The sequence below is a fragment of the Priestia filamentosa genome, from assembly GCF_900177535.1.
In the GTDB taxonomy this organism is placed as follows: domain Bacteria; phylum Bacillota; class Bacilli; order Bacillales; family Bacillaceae_H; genus Bacillus_I; species Bacillus_I filamentosa.
In genome coordinates this window covers 40,088-57,987 of sequence record NZ_FXAJ01000009.1, presented here as the reverse complement: position 1 = coordinate 57,987, position 17,900 = coordinate 40,088, and the positions used below count along the sequence as shown (strand labels likewise).

Here is a 17,900-nt window from a genome sequence, read left to right as displayed (position 1 = left end):
CCTAATCACTGCTTATGGAAACGGATGCGGATGTGGATTGAGCTGTCCTGGTGTCAATGGTTTATTCGTATACCCAAGCTCCATAGGGACTCGAAATATCCTCTCAAGCCCTGTCAGGCGGGTAAGGTGATGCCCAAATGTCATCGGCAGCATTCCCGGAATCAGTACTTTTACGCAATACAAACCGTTTCGTATCGTTTCCGGTGTCGTCTGGTCTACTATAACTACATCAAGGTTTAACTGACGGAACACCTGAAGGATGTCTTGCAAATCATCGGTAAGATCCGTATGATTCGACTTCCACTTAAACTCCTCTTTAAAAGATTGCATTGGGCCATTGTCGTCAAGCAAAAAACTTAAGCGCTCTTCTGCTTGCGGCAAACCATACAGCATGCCGTGGTCATCCATCTGCCGAACCAGAGAAGAATCATGCAGCATTCTTTCATACTCTTCCTGGTTCGCCTCAAATTTTTCATCAAGGTTCAGCATCATGCCAGCAAGCTCGTGAACTGCGCTTTTCACCGCCCTTACCGGATCCAGATGAGCTCCGGCCGCACAGATAAGATTCAATCCCTTTTCCTTTTTGTTTTTAGCAATCGCCCAAATACTTGGAATCCCGTGTTCCATCGTGGAGTTATACAAATACAAATCATACCCAGCGACCACTCGCATCCTTTCGACCATTAATTCCAACTCCTGGTCGTCAGCTGTAAAAGGATCCAGTCGCGGAAGGTTCAGCTTCGCATACCAAGTCATCAGGAATGAATCACGCTCGACCACTTCCATAATCCCGTAGAAAATGGCCTCCTCTAAACTTCCTCCTAACGCACATCCATTGGAAGTTTCATAGACAAAGCCTTGTGACCCACATCCAACACTGTAATAGGCAAGGAGCTCTGGAACTAGGATGGGACGCTCTTCTAGCAACGAATAACCCCATACCCAATTAATAGAACGATCAGGATCAAACGATTTAAATGGAAAACCAGGTTGCGCATATTGTTCTTTTGCGTGTATACCTACCTTCAATGGATTGAGCGCTTGATTTTCCAGGTTACGAAAACTATCATGGATTACTGTCCGTTTGCCACGTGGTTCTAAACCACAGTGCCGCTCCAATCCCTCTAAAATGGCTGTCAACACACTTTCTGCGTATGAATGAGTCCTGCCAGCTGTTCCCTCGTCCCCAGCAAACATAGGGAGATTGACACTCGCATCAGCAAATGGAGTCACTAGGTCATACATTTTACTATTCAAAAGGCCGGTACGATTATCCAAATAGTCTTTGACAATCATTTTTTTCATCTCATCCAACTGACGGCATCGGAAAATTCCGGAATCTATTTTTGGACTTGGCTGCAGTGAAATTCGGGCTAATGTCTGTGAATCGTCGGGTAATTGACCACAGACTGGACACAACGGGTTGGGCAGAAAAGAATGCCATGAGCTCTTCATTGTTTTCAAGTCAATTATATATATCTTACCTTCCGAATAAGCTTGATCGCCTTGTAATAAATTCTGTACCTCAACTCCAATCAGGTAAGCCATTTGCAAAAGTCCGGGACTTGAAGCCCACGGGTCACTTCCCCTTCCTCCAGTCGCAGCCAGCCTCTGTTGCACCTCCCACATCTCTGTGCGGTCACGTCCTCCCATGAGACGTCTCATGTCCGCACATTGAGAGCAACCTGCTGCACCTGGTCGTACAAGCGGGCCAACTACACCTTCGCCAAATGAAACGAAGCCTCTAAGCCAGGGAGTACCCGTCTTTCGTAACACTTCTTCCGCCTTTTGATGAACAGAGGGTTTCCACTCGTCATCCAAAAAAAGGACCAAATCAGTATTTCTTGGAACTCCTTCCTCAAAATTGGATTTACGAATAACTAGATGATATGCCGACAGTTCTTCACTTACACGGTCCGCCAGCATCCCTTCTCCGACAACCAACACGAAGGAACTCACTGTGATTCCTCCTCTCGCAGCAAAACACCAAACACTCCGTTTAGTTGCTCTTTAAAAACAGGTTCGAGCCTTAATTCAAATACCGAGACCCTTTTTCCATTCCGTTTCAATATTTCCATAGCTCCCTGTAGGATGTCCGTTTGTATCCTCTCTTCACACGCAGGAATGCTAAGACTAACCGGCATTTTCTCTTCCAAAAGTACGGACGTTACCTCACAGGCTAGTTCATTAGAAGAATCCGATTTGTTTTGTACTTTGATAAGTGCCTGCTGTAATGTCTTCTGTAACGCCATTGTTATATTTAAATCTGCACTACCATACCATCCATCTTTTGTACCTACCCACACTACAGGAAAGCCGTACACTTCCTTCCCTATTCCGATAATTGGTGCTCCTTGTATCGTAGTCAGTGCTTCTAAATAGAACCGGGATCTCTCATCTTCTATAAAATTTAACTGTACTCGAGAAACAGAATACTTCTGATTAAGTTGTTGCTTGCTAAGCTCCTCTGCCAAACACTTTTGCAACCCACGGCCAACACCTTCCACAAACGATTCACCCGCTCCAATCCCGACAATTTCCTCCAGTCCTACTAAACTTCCATCAACATTTTTATTTAGCGGCAGAGTATTAACGATCAAATTAACCATTCGCGACGCATACGTTTCAATCCCAGTTAGTCCCGCTTCTCTTCGTGCCTCCTCATGAGTTAGACCTGAACAGATAGTGTCTCGCATCAACTCAGCTGGTCCCTCCGACAACGGGTCGACTGCCTGAACGCGGCACTGAGCTAATGGAAGCTGCTTTAAATCCTCCTCCCCCCAAATATGGAAAATTCCCGATTCCTCTGATGTCAACTGGTTGAAATAAAGAAGTGATTTACTTGAATCAACTTTCTCTAAGACTACTTGGAGCCGGCTTCCGACATCTTCAACCCATTCTGCAGATATACTCCTTGTTACCAGGGGATGAGGCAAAAATGAATGCCAGTCTCCCTCCAATGTATCCAAATCCAGAAGAAAAAACCTATTCTTCTGTTCCAATTCCATGACACCTGTAACCTCTTTAAACAATTCAAACACGATCACATTAGCTAACAACGATCCCGGGGTGACAGAGAAGGCAGGGGATTGCTCATTTTTAGATAAGACAGAATGATGTAAACGGCGCCATGCTGTTTCCCAACACACCTCGGAATCTGGATGTACTAATGGACCTGCTAAACCTATCTGTTGAAAGCATATAGCGGGGAGAAATATTTTCTTCTCTTCCCTGCAAATTGCATGAAGATGTCTAAGTTTCTCTAGCTTCCCCTCTTGACTCACATACAAAATTGAATCAAAGGGCTGCACTATCTCTCGCCAATCCTCCTTCTTTTGTGGAACCTCCTTTAAGTCAACCTCCGGATCTATTTTTCGTGCATGTTCCACGAGTTCTTTTAACCTCTGTCTATTGGTCGGAACCTCGTCTGTAATTAGTACTTGGATCTTAGTCAAACCCGATTCAATCAACGAGGAAACCAATGAATTTAAAATAGGACCAGAGCCAACTGCAAGCACTTTGCCCTGACGAAAAACTTGAAAACGGGCCGCCCCAGAACCAACTAAATTGTCCACAAATTCAATTTGTGATGCATGCTTTTTAAGATGATAATCCGACAATTGATGCGGAAGGTCCTGGCTTAAATCTCGAACATACCCATTCGTATACAGCACTTCTGCAATTTCATATATGCGGTCCCGGTATGGGCCAGGCAATCCATTAGTCAAATTTCCTAAAGTATACTCCCCATTGAACATCGGTAACAACTTTTCAACCCACTGATCGATCCCACTTCCTTCAATACGGAATGAACTTAAGTTGTTTCGAAAATACACACCTCTGTTTGGTTCAGGGAGATAAAACGTGTCCCTTTTTACTTTCAGACGCATAGAAGGGTTCAAATTTGCCATCTCTCTCCTCCTTACCCCTTGTAACCATAAATGTTCAATATCATTACCACTACCATCGTATGTATAGCAATTTGTCCGTTATGTCTTATCTTATAGAGAAAGACCCCTGCAACAATGCAGGGGACCTTCTCAACATAGAAAAATAAACTATTACCGGCTTAGCTGCCGCCACCACAACGGCCACCGCCGCATCTAGAGCAACGTGAGCAACGAGCGCAGTTATAGCAGTTAAAGCAGTTAAAACAACGGAAGCAACTAAAGCAGTTAAAACAGTTAAAGCAACTAAAGCATCGGCCAAAACCAACCCCCACACCAACGAATTGTCGATCCTGATCAGTATAGTATTGATTTTGATCCCAAGGGACTGCCTGAGTCGCTTGGAAATCATCAACATTCAACATTTGAAGTTCACTTTGAAAATCATTCATTTTCTTTTCCTCCTCAAATAAATTAACAAAGGGTGCCAGAAACTTGAAATGAAAACAGTCGAGTTAAATCGAAAAAAAACTGTATACTAAATGAATACATTACATATTTCGAATACTCTTCAACAAACTATGTACAATAGATGGGTATTGTTACTGATACAAAAGCCTAATTTAATGGAACCGGAAAAAAACGTTCAAAACGCAAACAGGACGATTATAAAAACAAAAAACCGCCTGAATCGGCGGCTGAATCATCAGAACTAGTGTATTATTTTTGGACATTTATATACTCAACACTTACCTTTATCAGCGACTTTATTTTCTCCAATCGACAGCCCCGTGATAAATATAAGCATAATCATTTCACCAAACCATTGGATGCTTTGGAGCCTCGTATCGAACCAAGTGACTGAAATGATAATGACGGTTGAAGCCTCTACACTTGATAAAATACTCGTTTCCACCGTGCTAATATCCTTCTCAGTAAAGTTTGACTCTTCCATGTTAAATAAAAGTTCCTTTGTAGCTGTGAAGTACGTTTTTTTCCTTGTTTTATTACGTAAAATTTCTATTAAAAAATACATTAAAAGTATTATTATCTGAAACAACTGTTGAAACAAAAGGTATGACTATGACTGAATTGCATGAGATTACAGGAATCTCTCAGAATGCTTTGAGCCTTATTGCAAATGGTGAAAATAATGGGGATTCAATTTAATACATTAGATAAAATACTAGAAGCAACTAATTCCAACGTTGGAGAACTTATTGAACATGGTGAGGAATTATATTCTCTTTTTATCAAATCAAAAGATAACAACAGCAAAAACCCTAATTTCTTAAATTAGGTATTTATTTTATATCTAAATAAATAAATAAAAAACCCTTTCCCGAAAATCCGAGAAAGGGTTGTAAAACGTTGATATATAAGAAATATTAACGTTTTGAGAACTGAGGTGCACGACGAGCGCCTTTAAGACCGTATTTTTTACGTTCTTTCATACGAGCGTCACGAGTTAATAGACCTTCAGGTTTTAGTGTTGCACGATATTCTGGGTCTGCTTGTAATAGTGCACGAGCGATACCGTGGCGGATTGCTCCAGCTTGACCAGTGAATCCTCCACCGTTTACGTTTACTAATACATCATAGTTCCCAAGAGTTTCTGTTGCAGCAAGAGGTTGTTTTACAACTTCTCTTAGTGCTGCAGATGAAAGATAGTTCTCGATTTCACGACCGTTAACAACGATGTTTCCGTTACCTGGTACTAGACGTACGCGAGCAACAGAGCTTTTACGACGACCTGTTCCGTAATATTGTACCTGTGCCAATATAATTCCCTCCTTACGTATTATCCGCGAAGTTCATAAACTTCTGGTTTTTGTGCTTCATGTGGATGAGTGTCTCCTGCAAACACATGTAATTTCTTAAACATTTGACGACCTAAGCTACCTTTTGGAAGCATTCCACGGATTGCTAGTTCAAGCATTTTCTCTGAATAGTTAGTACGCATTTCAAGAGCCGTGCGAGATTTAAGTCCGCCTGGATGTTGGCTGTGACGGTAGTAAATCTTGTCAGTCAATTTTTTACCTGTTAATTCGATTTTTGCTGCATTAAGAATGATTACATGATCACCAGTATCAACGTGTGGTGTGTAAGTTGGTTTATGTTTCCCGCGTAGAATAGAAGCAACTTCGCTAGCAAGACGACCTAAAGTTTTACCTTCTGCGTCAATTACAAGCCATTTGCGCTCTACTTCACTTGCTTTCGCCATATAAGTTGTACGCATGTTTTACCCTCCTAGAATTTCAACTTTCGAACGTTTTATTTTAAACACGATTAATTTCCGGGGCTAATCGTGGGTTTAAAATTACATACATATGTTATATTAGCCTGTTGTATTCCCAATGTCAAGAGGATGTTACACCAGGTTTAGTTGTCATAGTAAACTTTCCACAAGTATAGCCCATGTCCAGGTGCAGTTTTGCCTGTTAAAGTGCGATTTTTCGCCTCTAGCATCCCTGAAATATCTTTTGTAAAACTTTTTCCGTTACCAAGATCAAGAAGTGTTCCCACTAAAATTCGAACCATATTATAAAGAAATCCGTTTCCCACAAATCTAAATGTAAGCACGTCTCCTTCTTCAATAATTTCCGCTTCATAGATTGTTCTCACTTTATCTTCTATCTCCGTCTTCGCTGAACAAAAACTCGTGAAATCATGTGTACCAATTATGCCCTTTATAGCTTCCTTCATCACCTTACGATCTAACTCGTATGGAACATGATGCATGTAATGCCTTAAGAACACATCACGACTTTTGCTGCAAAGCACTTTGTAACGGTATTCCTTCTTTTTCACGCTAAAACGAGCATGAAAATCTTCTGCCGTTTCCTTTGTATCAACTACCACAATATCTTCTGGCAAGAGTGCATTAGCTCCTCGCTTAAGCTGGCTTACACTGATAGTACTTGTAGTATCAAAGTGAAACACTTGCCCTTTAGCATGGACAGAGGCATCTGTACGTCCTGAGGCATGGATTTTCACTTCCTTACCTCCATGGAGACGGGTAAGGGCTTTTTCAATCTCTTCTTGCACAGTACGGGCATTAGGCTGAATTTGATAACCTGAAAAAAGTGTTCCGTCATATGCTACAGTACATTGAATTCTTCGCATCTCTCACATCTCCTAGACTCTTACGATAAATAGAGCAGCAGCAACAATAACAAATATGACAAGAGCCATAGTATCAATAGACCCCCAGCTAAGCTGACGATACTTTGTCCGTCCTTCTCCACCTTGATATCCTCTTGCTTCCATAGCTGTTGCTAGCTCTTCTGCACGTTTAAAAGCGCTAATAAAAAGCGGAATTAAGAGTGGCACAACGGCCTTTAGACGATCTTTAAGAGGCCCGCTCGAAAAGTCTACTCCCCGTGCTGTTTGAGCCTTCAAGATTTTGTCTGTTTCATCCATCAAAGTGGGAATGAAACGAAGCGAAATAGACATCATAAGTGCTAATTCATGAACAGGGAAACGGACTTTTTTTAATGGATGTAAAAGTGTCTCCATGCCATCTGTTACCTCAATTGGTGTCGTTGTAAGAGTTAACAGGGTTGTAAGTAAAATTAAGAATAAGAACCGAAGCGAAATATAAATCCCTTGAATAACTCCGCCTTCATAGATCTTTAGAAAACCAATGTTCGCGATTACTTCTCCTTCTCTCGTCATAAAAATATGAAGGAGAAAGGTGAATATAATAATAAACAATATTGGCTTTAGTCCTTTAATAATGAAATAAATTGGAACTCGACTTATAAGTACTGATAAAATAGCAAACAAACCAATAATGCTGTAGCTTACAATATTATTCGCAAGAAAAATAACAGCTACATATAAAAAAACAATAATAAGCTTTGCACGAGGGTCCATACGATGAATAAAAGAATCTCCTGGAACATACTGACCAATAATCATATTATTCATCATGAGCTTGTCCTCCAAAAAGCTTTGTGACCTCTTCTACGGCCTTTTTAAATGTAATAGCCTCATGACTAAGGGAAACGCCCAAACGCTGTTCTAGATCCAATATGAACTGCAGAGGCTCTGGGATATCTAGTCCAATCTCTTTAAGCTTTTCATGTTGCTTAAAGATTTCCTTTGGTGTTCCACTCATTGAAACTTTCCCTTTATCCATTACAATAATGCGATCTGCATATTGTGCTGCATCTTCCATACTGTGCGTTACAAATACAATCGTTAATCCTTGTTCTTTATTTAAAGAGGAGATCAAATTCATAATCTCATTACGTCCTCTTGGATCAAGTCCTGCTGTTGGCTCATCAAGAACAAGCACTTGCGGTTCCATTGCTAAAATTCCTGCAATTGCCACACGGCGCATCTGTCCACCGCTTAAATCAAACGGTGATTTCTGCAGAACTTCCTTTGGCAAACCAACTATTGTAGCAAGCTCATTTGCCCTTTTTTTCGCTTCCTCTTCTGAAACCCCAAAGTTCATCGGACCAAAACAAATATCTTTTTCAACAATCTCATCAAAAAGCTGATGTTCAGGAAACTGAAAGACAACGCCAACGCGTTTACGAATTTCTTTTAAATGCTTTTCTTTCTTACCACTTTCAATTGTACGATCTCCTATTTGGATACTCCCTTTAGTTGGCTTTAAAAGGGCATTCAAATGCTGGATAACTGTTGACTTACCAGATCCTGTATGACCGATTAACGATACGAACTGACCAGAGGGAATGGATAGCGATACATCTTCTAATGCTAATCGTTCAAAAGGTGTTTTAAGCTGATAACGATGTTCTACATTTTTGAATATAATCTCCATAGTTCCTCCACTAAGTTGTCCGTTGTTAAATGAATATGTTCTAAAGAAATTCCTTTGTCCCTCAGAACATGACTAATTTGACTAGCAAATGGAAAATCAAGGCCAATCTCAGTCAATTTGCTGCCAAGTTCAAAAATCTCTGCAGGTGTCCCAGTTGCAAAAAGTTCTCCTTTATTGAGGACAATTGCTCTATCAGCTTTCGCTACTTCATTGAGGTCATGGGTAATGGAGATAATCGTTAGATTGCGTTGATTTTTTAACAAACGAATGGTTTCGAGAACTTCACTACGTCCTTTTGGATCAAGCATTGATGTTGCTTCATCTAAAAGGATAACATCAGGTGCCATTGCGACAACACCAGCAATACCAATACGCTGCTTCTGCCCACCAGATAGACGATGTGGCTCATACTGCTCGAACCCTTTCATTCCAACAACTTCAATTGCTTCCCCTACTCTTTTTCTCATCTCTTCATACGGAAAGCCATTATTCTCTAACCCAAAAGCAACGTCGTCTTCAACCGTTGAACCTACAAATTGATTATCAGGATTTTGAAATACCATTCCAATATGGCGACGTACATCCCATACAGAATCTTCTGTAAGCATAAGATCTGCTACTTTCACAGAACCTTGTTCAGGTAGAATGAGACCGTTTAAAATTTTAGCAAGCGTTGATTTCCCTGAGCCATTATGTCCTGCAATTGCAAGCCATTCTCCCTTATAAACATTAAGAGATAAGTTGTTTAGCACATAAGGTCCATCTTCTTCATACCGAAAATACAAGTCTTTCACTTCTATGACTGAGTTTGACATATACAGCCCCCCTCTACTATGCTCCTCTAGGCTAATTCGTTTCAACATATAAAAAAAGGGCATTGAGCAGTTGAGAATAACTGTCACGCCCTTGTAGCACCTATATTGTTCAAATGGGCGTCAGACACTTTCTTTAAAAAAGAAGAGAATCCATACGCCCTAAGAACTTCATATATTAAACTAACTCGATGATAGCCATTGGAGCACCGTCACCACGACGAGGTCCAAGTTTCATAATACGAGTGTAGCCACCTTGACGGTCAGCATAACGAGTAGCCACGTCGCTGAAAAGTTTTTGAACAGCGTCTTGACCAGTCTCTTCGTTTGCTACTTCGTGGCGGATGTATGCTGCAGCTTGACGGCGAGCATGTAGATCTCCACGTTTACCAAGAGTGATTAGTTTTTCTACAACAGACTTAAGTTCTTTTGCTTTTGGTTCTGTTGTTTCAATGCGCTCACTGATGATTAAGTCAGTTGCTAAATCGCGAAGAAGTGCCTTACGTTGTGCACTTGTACGACCTAATTTTTGATATCCCATGAGTATTTCCCTCCTTCGTTACTAATTCGCTATCTATCAATCGTCTTTACGTAGTCCAAGACCAAGCTCTTCAAGTTTAGCTTTCACTTCTTCAAGAGATTTACGTCCTAAGTTACGTACTTTCATCATATCTTCTTCTGTTTTATTCGCAAGCTCTTGTACTGTGTTGATGCCAGCACGTTTTAAGCAGTTGTAAGAACGTACAGAAAGGTCAAGTTCTTCAATCGTCATTTCAAGAACTTTCTCTTTTTGATCTTCTTCTTTTTCAACCATAATCTCTGCTTTTTGTGCCTCATCTGTTAATCCAACAAAGATGTTTAAATGCTCTGTTAGGATTTTAGCACCTAGTGCTACAGCTTTTTCAGGCTCAATACTACCGTCAGTCCAAACATCAAGCGTAAGCTTATCGAAGTTTGTCATTTGACCAACGCGTGTATTTTCAACATAGTAAGAGACGCGCGTAACAGGCGTGTAGATTGAATCAATTGGAATTACACCAATTGGTTGATCTTCATGCTTGTTCTCAACCGCAGCATCATAACCACGACCTGTTTGAGCTGTTAGACGCATGCGGAACTGTGCATCTGTTTCAAGTGTTGCAATATGAAGATCTGGATTTAAGATCTCAACATCACTATCTCCTTGAATGTCAGCAGCAGTTACAACACCTTTGCCTTGAACATCAATTTCTAACGTCTTCTCTTCATCAGAGTAGATTTTTAATGCAAGCTTCTTCACATTTAAAATGATGTTTGTTACGTCTTCAACAACTCCAGGAATTGTTGAGAACTCATGTAAAACACCATCGATTTGAATAGATGTTACAGCAGCACCAGGGAGAGAGGATAATAGGATACGACGTAAGGAGTTACCCAAAGTAGTACCATATCCACGCTCAAGTGGTTCGACGACGAACTTACCGAACTTTCCATCATCGCTGATTTCTACCGTTTCGATTTTTGGCTTTTCAATCTCTATCATTTATTAAACCCTCCTTCAAAACGTCGAAACCCCAGTTAGATCATTTAGATCCTAAATGATCTAACCGAAATTCCCTCTTAGACAGTTCCCGAATGTGCACAACATTTGACCGGAAAAAAATCTGTATCATATCCCATTATAGACGATAAAATGAAATATATACAGATGAATTAATTATACACGACGACGTTTTGGCGGACGGCATCCATTATGAGGTACTGGTGTAACATCTTTAATTGCTGTTACTTCAAGTCCTGCTGCTTGAAGAGCACGGATAGCTGCTTCACGACCAGCACCAGGGCCTTTAACTGTAACCTCTAATGTTTTTAAACCATTTTCCATACCTGTTTTAGCAGCTGTTTCAGCAGCCATTTGTGCAGCGAATGGAGTAGATTTACGAGATCCACGGAATCCAAGTGCACCAGCACTAGACCAAGAAATCGCATTACCTTGCATATCAGTGATCGTTACAATCGTATTGTTGAAAGTTGAACGAATGTGAGCGATACCTGACTCAATATTCTTTTTCACACGACGTTTACGAGTGTTTGTTTTACGAGCCATGTTGGATAACCTCCCTTACTTATTATTTCTTTTTGTTAGCTACTGTACGACGTGGACCTTTACGTGTACGAGCATTGTTTTTAGTATGTTGACCACGAACTGGTAAGCTACGACGGTGGCGAAGACCACGGTAAGAACCAATTTCGATTAGACGTTTGATGTTTAGAGAAACTTCACGACGAAGATCTCCTTCTACTTTATATCCGTCAACAATTTCACGAATTTTATTTAATTCATCTTCTGTTAGATCGCGAACGCGAGTATCTTCAGAAACGCCAGCTTCAGCTAAGATTTTTTGAGCTGTTACTTTACCGATTCCGAAAACGTAAGTCATTGAGATAACTACGCGCTTATCACGAGGGATATCTACACCTGCAATACGTGCCATAAGAAAAGTGCACCTCCTTGAGAATTAGCCTTGTTTTTGTTTATGCTTTGGATTTTCACAAATAACCATTACTTTTCCTTTTCTGCGGATAACTTTACATTTTTCGCAGATTGGTTTGACTGATGGTCTTACTTTCATGTGTTATTACCTCCTTAGTAATACGGAGTGCATAGTTTATTTGAAACGATACGTGATTCTTCCACGAGTTAGATCATATGGTGATAGCTCAACAGTAACTTTATCACCAGGTAAAATACGAATGAAATGCATGCGAATTTTACCAGAAACATGAGCTAGCACTGTATGACCATTTTCTAATTCTACCTTGAACATTGCATTTGGTAAAGTCTCAATCACGGTACCTTCTACTTCAATTACATCGTCTTTCGCCATACAATTGCTCTCCTTTCTTTGCCCCAGCAACAAGGCAGTTATTCTAATGTAACAAAATTTACTAACCTGTTCTGAACATTCGGAGAAACGTAATCATCCAATACAAGGCAAACTACGTTTTCACGTACAGCTTTGCCATTTTTGTAACGAATCAGACAACATGGACTAACAATCTTGTTGACTATGACTACAACTGTCTAGGGTTAACGATAGAGACCTGTTCTATATTCAAAGCTTGGTCAGTATTTCATATCCATCCTCAACAATTGCGATAGTATGCTCAAAATGTGCACAGTACTTTTTGTCCTGTGTAACTACAGTCCAACCATCAGCCAATGTTTTCACATAACGGCTTCCAGCATTCACCATAGGTTCAATTGCAAGCACCATACCGGTTCTTAATCGAGGACCTTTGTTTGGGGGACCATAATGAGGAATCTGTGGATCTTCATGTAAGTCTTGCCCCACTCCATGCCCAACATATTCTCGAACAACAGAAAAACCGTGTTCTTCAACATATGTTTGAATAGCATGAGAAATATTTGATAAGCGATCACCAGGAATCGCTTTTTCTAATCCTTTGTAAAGAGACTCTTCAGTCACCTTTAACAACTTTTCTGCTTCATCAGAAACAGAACCTACTGCATATGTCCAAGCTGAATCACCATGATATCCGTTATAATAAGCACCGATATCAATGCTGATGATGTCTCCATCATTTAGCTTGCGGTCACCAGGAATACCGTGAACAAGTTCTTCGTTAACAGAAGCACATATGCTGCCTGTAAAACCATTATAACCTTTAAAAGAAGGTTCTGCATCATGCTGGCGAATAATCTTCTCTGCAATTCTATCCAATTCCTTAGTAATAATACCAGGTTTGATATGTTTTTGCAGTTCCTGATGCGTTAACGCAACAATCCGTCCAGCTTCACGCATGATTTCAAGTTCACGTGGCGTTTTGCAAATAATCATTTGCTTGTGCCTCCGAGCAATGCACGAATGTCTTCAAAGACTTTAGTAATATCTTGGTCACCTTTAATGTTGCGCAAGTAACCTTTTTGATTGTAAAAATCAAGAAGTGGTTGAGATTGCTTAACATTGACAGCAAGTCGGTTTGATACTGTTTCAGGATTGTCATCCTCACGTTGATAAAGTTCTCCACCACATTTGTCGCAAGTCCCCTCTTGACTTGGTGGATTGAACACTAGGTGGTAAGTTGCTCCACAATTTTTGCAAATACGACGACCTGTTAGACGTTCCATTAGAATATCTTGATCCACATCAATGTTAATTACATAGTCAAGTGGACGTTTTAATTCTTCAAGAATGTTTTCAAGAGCTTCAGCTTGCGCTACAGTTCTTGGAAACCCATCAAGTAAGAAGCCTTCTTTGCAATCGTCCTTAGCTAAACGCTCGCGTACAATACCGATTGTAACTTCATCAGGTACTAGCTCACCTTTATCCATGAACTGTTTTGCTTTTACTCCTAAGTCTGTTCCTTCTTTGATCGCTGCTCGGAACATATCTCCTGTTGAGATATGAGGGATGTTATAGTATTCGACCATTTGTTCAGCTTGTGTGCCTTTCCCAGCTCCAGGAAGACCCATTAATACTAAGTTCATTGACTTTCCCCCTCAGTCTCTTCTCTATATAAGAGTTTTACAACTCTTTTTATTTAATAAAGCCTTTGTAATGACGTTTAACGAGCTGACTTTCTAGTTGTTTCATTGTTTCAAGGGCAACCCCGACAATGATCAACAATCCAGTACCACCAATTTGAGCAGAAGAAGGTAAGTCAGCAAACTTAATAAACAGGGTTGGTAAAATCGCAATTATTGAAAGGAAAAGTGCACCAACTATTGTTAAGCGATACAACACCTTTGTAATAAATTCTTGCGTGTTCTTTCCTGGACGAATGCCTGGAATATAACCGCCTTGCTTTTGTAAGTTCTCTGCCACTTGTTCTGGGTTTACTTGAACAAAAGTGTAGAAGTAAGTAAATGCTACAATTAGGGCTACGTAAACGCTCATGCCAATAGGCTGTGTATAATCAAATGTTTTTTGAATCCATTCTGTTACATCATTTGAGCCGAAAAACGATGCAATCGTTGGTGGCGTAATGATAAATGAAACCGCAAAAATAACTGGAATAACACCCGCCGCGTTAACCTTTAACGGTAAATGCGTTGATTGTCCTCCAACTTGATTACGGCCAGCTAGACGTTTTGCATATTGAATCGGAATTTTACGAAGCGCTTGTTGGAAGAAGATAACTCCCACAATGATAGCCAATACGACTACTGCTAGTAATACCATTGTTGCAATACGCAAGAAAAGCTGATCGCCAACATCTTCAAATTGCTGCGCATAAATTTGGTTCAATGTATTTGGAATACCTGCTACCATACCTGCAAAAATGATAATAGAAACTCCATTACCAACGCCTTTTGCTGTGATCTGCTCACCAAGCCACATTAAAAAGGCTGTTCCTGCAGTCAAAATGATCGCAATAACAGCGTATGTCATTGCTCCTGGGTTCTGAATAAGTTGGCCTTGAGCCATATTGTTAAAGCCGATGGACATTCCAACAGCTTGAACAAGACCTAAAACAATTGTTAAGTAACGAGTAAATTGAGCTAATTTACGACGTCCAACTTCACCTTGTTTTGACCACTCTGTAAACTTAGGAACAACATCCATCTGCAACAGCTGTACGATGATGGATGCTGTGATGTATGGCATAATACCCATTGCTAAAATAGAGAAATTTTGAAGTGCACCACCGCCAAATGTATTTAGTACTCCAAATACATTTAGCTGATCTTGCACTTTCAAAACATCAGTATTTACATTTGGAACTGGAATGAAAGTTCCGATTCGAAAAATTACAAGCATTAGCAAGGTGAAAAGAATTTTATTTCTAATTTCACCTACGCGCATCAAATTGGAGATTGTCTGAAACATTAAATCACCTCAGTTTTACCGCCTGCAGCTTCGATAGCCTCTTTTGCAGAAGCAGAAAATTTGTTAGCTTTAACAGTTAGCTTTTTGCTTACTTCGCCATTGCCAAGAATTTTCACGCCAGCTCTAACTTTGCTGATAACACCAGTTTCAAGAAGAAGTTCCGGAGTTACCTCTGTTCCATCTTCGAAACGATTTAATGTTTCAAGGTTAACAACCGTAAACTCTTTACGGTTAATGTTTGTGAAACCGCGTTTTGGTAAACGACGGTATAGTGGGTTCTGACCACCTTCAAAACCGATACGTACGCCACCGCCTGAACGAGCGCGTTGACCTTTGTGTCCACGTCCTGAAGTTTTTCCGTTACCACTAGCCATACCACGACCTACACGATTACGTTCTTTACGAGAACCTTCTGCTGGTTTTAGCTCATGAAGTTTCATGGAGACACCTCCTTTTGATTACAATTCTATTATTGTTCTTTAACTGTAACAAGGTGAGCAACTTTGTTGATCATACCACGAATCGCTGCGTTGTCTTCGTGAACCACAGTTTGATGCATTTTACGAAGACCTAACGTTTTGACTGTTACACGTTGGTTTTCTGGGCGACCAATTACGCTGCGAGTGAGGGTAATCGCTAATTTGTTTGCCATTTTGTTTCCCTCCTTATCCTAACAGTTCTTCGACAGATTTGCCACGTAGCTTAGCTACTTCTTCAGCACGTTTTAGTTCACTTAAACCTTGGATTGTAGCACGAACCATGTTGATTGGTGTGTTAGATCCTAAAGATTTAGATAAGATATCACCTACACCTGCTAATTCAAGTACCGCACGGACTGGTCCACCTGCAATAACTCCAGTACCTTCAGATGCTGGTTTTAAGAAGATGCGACCTGCACCAAATTGGCCTAGAATTTCGTGAGGAATAGTTGTTCCTACTGTTGGAACAGTAATAAGGTTTTTCTTAGCATCTTCGATTGCTTTACGGATCGCATCTGGTACCTCTTGAGCTTTACCAGTACCGAAACCAACGTGACCATTTTTGTCACCAACAACTACTAATGCAGCAAAGCGGAAACGACGTCCACCTTTTACAACTTTCGCTACGCGGTTAACCGTAACCACACGCTCTTCAAGTTCTAATTTGCTTGGATCAATACGACGCATCATTTTCCCTCCTTTTACGGTTAAAATTGTAGTCCAGCTTCGCGAGCTGCGTCAGCTAGAGCTTTCACACGACCATGATATAGATATCCGCCACGATCAAAAACAACTTCTTTCACGCCTTTTTCAACTGCGCGTTTTGCAACTAGTTCACCGACTTTTGTAGCAGCGTCTACATTGCTACCAGCTTCAACAGATAAGTCTTTATCTAGAGTAGATGCGCTAGCAAGTGTTACTGCGTTTAAATCATCAATCACTTGTGCATAAATGTGTTGATTTGAACGATACACATTTAAACGTGGGCGAGTAGCTGTACCGAATAATTTTGAACGAACACGAGTATGTCTTTTCTTACGTACTTTATTCTTATCAGCTTTAGTGATCATCTTAGTCACTCCTTTCCTTTAACTAGAACGAACTGCATTATTACTTAGCAGTTTTACCTTCTTTACGACGTACATATTCGCCTTCGTAGCGAATTCCTTTACCTTTGTAAGGCTCAGGTGAACGAACCGCACGAATGTTAGCTGCTAAAGCACCAACGCGTTCTTTGCTAATACCTTTAACAATAACTTTAGTTTGAGACGGAACCTCAACTTCAAGTCCTTGCTCAGGCTCGATTTCAACTGGATGAGAGTAACCAACGTTAAGGATAAGTTTGTTACCAGACTTTTGAGCACGGTAACCTACCCCAACTAGTTCCAGACCTTTTTGATAGCCGTTAGTAACACCCTCAACCATGTTACCTAAAAGGCTACGAGTTGTACCATGAAGGGCACGGTGTTCTTTGTGGTCACTTGGACGACTTACAGTAAGGATGTTGTCTTCCACGTTGATAGTGATGTCCGGGTTGAATGTATGAGTTAATTCACCTTTAGGACCTTTTACAGTTACAGTATTGTTGTTGTTTGTTACTGTAACACCAGACGGAATTTCTAAGACTTTTTTACCGACACGTGACATACGTTACACCTCCGATCGCTTTATAAATTAATTACCAAACGTATGCTAATACTTCTCCACCAGTTTGTTTTTGGCGAGCTTCTTTGTCGCTTAATACACCTTGTGAAGTAGAAACGATTGCAATACCTAGACCGTTTAGTACACGTGGTACTTCGTCAGCTTTTGCATAAACGCGAAGACCAGGTTTACTAATACGTTTAAGACCTGTGATTACACGCTCGTTGTTTGAACCGTATTTTAAGAAGATACGGATGATACCTTGTTTGTTGTCCTCGATATATTCTACATCGCGAACGAAACCTTCACGTTTAAGGATTTCTGCAACTTGCTTCTTTAAGTTAGAAGCAGGTACTTCAAGTTTTTCATGACGAACCATGTTCGCGTTACGAATACGAGTTAGAAGATCTGCAATTGGATCAGTCATAACCATATTTTTTACCTCC

25 protein-coding genes are annotated in these 17,900 nt (G+C 40.5%); all 25 read right to left on the bottom strand.

Features of this window, described 5'->3' with window-relative positions; translation table 11 throughout:
- Window positions 1–12 precede the first annotated feature (12 nt).
- The gene (locus B9N79_RS22375) at window positions 13–1,959 is read right to left on the bottom strand and encodes a TOMM precursor leader peptide-binding protein (RefSeq protein ID WP_040056343.1); all 1,947 of its coding nucleotides are present in this window, start codon (window positions 1,957–1,959) and stop codon (window positions 13–15) included.
- Window positions 1,956–3,911, bottom strand: coding sequence for a putative thiazole-containing bacteriocin maturation protein (locus tag B9N79_RS22370; RefSeq protein ID WP_085118984.1), 1,956 nt, complete (start codon window positions 3,909–3,911; stop codon window positions 1,956–1,958). Before B9N79_RS22370 ends, B9N79_RS22375 begins: the two co-directional genes overlap by 4 nt.
- A 158-nt stretch (window positions 3,912–4,069) precedes the next feature.
- Entirely contained in the window at window positions 4,070–4,312 is a 243-nt protein-coding gene (locus B9N79_RS22365) for a heterocycloanthracin/sonorensin family bacteriocin (RefSeq protein ID WP_308281797.1), read from the bottom strand.
- Between the two features lie 317 nt (window positions 4,313–4,629).
- On the bottom strand, window positions 4,630–4,842 hold the full coding sequence (locus B9N79_RS22360; protein WP_046218146.1) for a hypothetical protein: 213 nt from the start codon (window positions 4,840–4,842) through the stop codon (window positions 4,630–4,632).
- A gap of 433 nt (window positions 4,843–5,275) precedes the next feature.
- Window positions 5,276–5,668 carry a 30S ribosomal protein S9 gene (gene rpsI / locus B9N79_RS22355; RefSeq protein WP_019394038.1) on the bottom strand — a complete coding sequence of 131 codons (393 nt, stop codon included), beginning with the start codon at window positions 5,666–5,668 and terminating at the stop codon, window positions 5,276–5,278.
- Window positions 5,669–5,688: 20 nt separating this feature from the next.
- Window positions 5,689–6,126, bottom strand: a complete 438-nt coding sequence (gene rplM, locus B9N79_RS22350) for a 50S ribosomal protein L13 (protein WP_019394039.1) — start codon at window positions 6,124–6,126, stop codon at window positions 5,689–5,691.
- 143 nt (window positions 6,127–6,269) lie between these two features.
- The gene (gene truA / locus B9N79_RS22345; protein WP_040056345.1) at window positions 6,270–7,013 is read right to left on the bottom strand and encodes a tRNA pseudouridine(38-40) synthase TruA; all 744 of its coding nucleotides are present in this window, start codon (window positions 7,011–7,013) and stop codon (window positions 6,270–6,272) included.
- Between the two features lie 12 nt (window positions 7,014–7,025).
- Window positions 7,026–7,823, bottom strand: coding sequence for an energy-coupling factor transporter transmembrane component T family protein (locus B9N79_RS22340; protein ID WP_046218145.1), 798 nt, complete (start codon window positions 7,821–7,823; stop codon window positions 7,026–7,028).
- Window positions 7,813–8,685: an energy-coupling factor ABC transporter ATP-binding protein gene (locus tag B9N79_RS22335; protein WP_085118982.1), complete on the bottom strand. Its 873-nt coding sequence runs from the start codon at window positions 8,683–8,685 to the stop codon at window positions 7,813–7,815. Before B9N79_RS22335 ends, B9N79_RS22340 begins: the two co-directional genes overlap by 11 nt.
- Window positions 8,661–9,500 (bottom strand): energy-coupling factor ABC transporter ATP-binding protein, encoded by an 840-nt coding sequence (locus B9N79_RS22330; RefSeq protein WP_019394043.1) that lies wholly within the window; start codon window positions 9,498–9,500, stop codon window positions 8,661–8,663. Before B9N79_RS22330 ends, B9N79_RS22335 begins: the two co-directional genes overlap by 25 nt.
- A gap of 175 nt (window positions 9,501–9,675) precedes the next feature.
- On the bottom strand, window positions 9,676–10,038 hold the full coding sequence (gene rplQ, locus B9N79_RS22325) for a 50S ribosomal protein L17 (RefSeq protein WP_040056346.1): 363 nt from the start codon (window positions 10,036–10,038) through the stop codon (window positions 9,676–9,678).
- A 36-nt stretch (window positions 10,039–10,074) separates the two neighbouring features.
- Window positions 10,075–11,019, bottom strand: a complete 945-nt coding sequence (locus tag B9N79_RS22320; protein ID WP_019394045.1) for a DNA-directed RNA polymerase subunit alpha — start codon at window positions 11,017–11,019, stop codon at window positions 10,075–10,077.
- 174 nt (window positions 11,020–11,193) lie between these two features.
- Window positions 11,194–11,583: a 30S ribosomal protein S11 gene (gene rpsK, locus B9N79_RS22315; protein WP_019394046.1), complete on the bottom strand. Its 390-nt coding sequence runs from the start codon at window positions 11,581–11,583 to the stop codon at window positions 11,194–11,196.
- 22 nt (window positions 11,584–11,605) lie between these two features.
- Window positions 11,606–11,971 carry a 30S ribosomal protein S13 gene (rpsM, locus tag B9N79_RS22310; protein WP_019394047.1) on the bottom strand — a complete coding sequence of 122 codons (366 nt, stop codon included), beginning with the start codon at window positions 11,969–11,971 and terminating at the stop codon, window positions 11,606–11,608.
- 24 nt (window positions 11,972–11,995) lie between these two features.
- Entirely contained in the window at window positions 11,996–12,109 is a 114-nt protein-coding gene (gene rpmJ, locus B9N79_RS22305; RefSeq protein ID WP_003156543.1) for a 50S ribosomal protein L36, read from the bottom strand.
- Window positions 12,110–12,145: 36 nt separating this feature from the next.
- A complete protein-coding gene (infA, locus tag B9N79_RS22300) occupies window positions 12,146–12,364 on the bottom strand; it encodes a translation initiation factor IF-1 (protein ID WP_010191517.1) in 219 nt (72 codons plus the stop codon).
- A gap of 228 nt (window positions 12,365–12,592) precedes the next feature.
- On the bottom strand, window positions 12,593–13,339 hold the full coding sequence (map, locus tag B9N79_RS22295; protein ID WP_085118979.1) for a type I methionyl aminopeptidase: 747 nt from the start codon (window positions 13,337–13,339) through the stop codon (window positions 12,593–12,595).
- Window positions 13,336–13,989 (bottom strand): adenylate kinase, encoded by a 654-nt coding sequence (locus tag B9N79_RS22290; RefSeq protein ID WP_019394049.1) that lies wholly within the window; start codon window positions 13,987–13,989, stop codon window positions 13,336–13,338. The genes map and B9N79_RS22290 overlap by 4 nt, the downstream gene beginning before the upstream one ends.
- A 49-nt stretch (window positions 13,990–14,038) precedes the next feature.
- Window positions 14,039–15,331 (bottom strand): preprotein translocase subunit SecY, encoded by a 1,293-nt coding sequence (gene secY / locus B9N79_RS22285; protein WP_019394050.1) that lies wholly within the window; start codon window positions 15,329–15,331, stop codon window positions 14,039–14,041.
- Entirely contained in the window at window positions 15,331–15,771 is a 441-nt protein-coding gene (gene rplO, locus B9N79_RS22280; protein ID WP_019394051.1) for a 50S ribosomal protein L15, read from the bottom strand. Before rplO ends, secY begins: the two co-directional genes overlap by 1 nt.
- A 29-nt stretch (window positions 15,772–15,800) precedes the next feature.
- Window positions 15,801–15,983 carry a 50S ribosomal protein L30 gene (gene rpmD, locus B9N79_RS22275; protein WP_019394052.1) on the bottom strand — a complete coding sequence of 61 codons (183 nt, stop codon included), beginning with the start codon at window positions 15,981–15,983 and terminating at the stop codon, window positions 15,801–15,803.
- Window positions 15,984–15,996: 13 nt separating this feature from the next.
- Complete coding sequence (rpsE, locus tag B9N79_RS22270) at window positions 15,997–16,497, bottom strand: 30S ribosomal protein S5 (protein ID WP_019394053.1); 501 nt, start codon at window positions 16,495–16,497, stop codon at window positions 15,997–15,999.
- A gap of 20 nt (window positions 16,498–16,517) precedes the next feature.
- Window positions 16,518–16,880, bottom strand: a complete 363-nt coding sequence (gene rplR / locus B9N79_RS22265; RefSeq protein WP_040056348.1) for a 50S ribosomal protein L18 — start codon at window positions 16,878–16,880, stop codon at window positions 16,518–16,520.
- Between the two features lie 40 nt (window positions 16,881–16,920).
- On the bottom strand, window positions 16,921–17,457 hold the full coding sequence (gene rplF, locus B9N79_RS22260) for a 50S ribosomal protein L6 (RefSeq protein WP_040056349.1): 537 nt from the start codon (window positions 17,455–17,457) through the stop codon (window positions 16,921–16,923).
- A gap of 31 nt (window positions 17,458–17,488) precedes the next feature.
- The gene (rpsH, locus tag B9N79_RS22255; RefSeq protein WP_019394056.1) at window positions 17,489–17,887 is read right to left on the bottom strand and encodes a 30S ribosomal protein S8; all 399 of its coding nucleotides are present in this window, start codon (window positions 17,885–17,887) and stop codon (window positions 17,489–17,491) included.
- Between the last annotated feature and the right edge of the window lie 13 nt (window positions 17,888–17,900).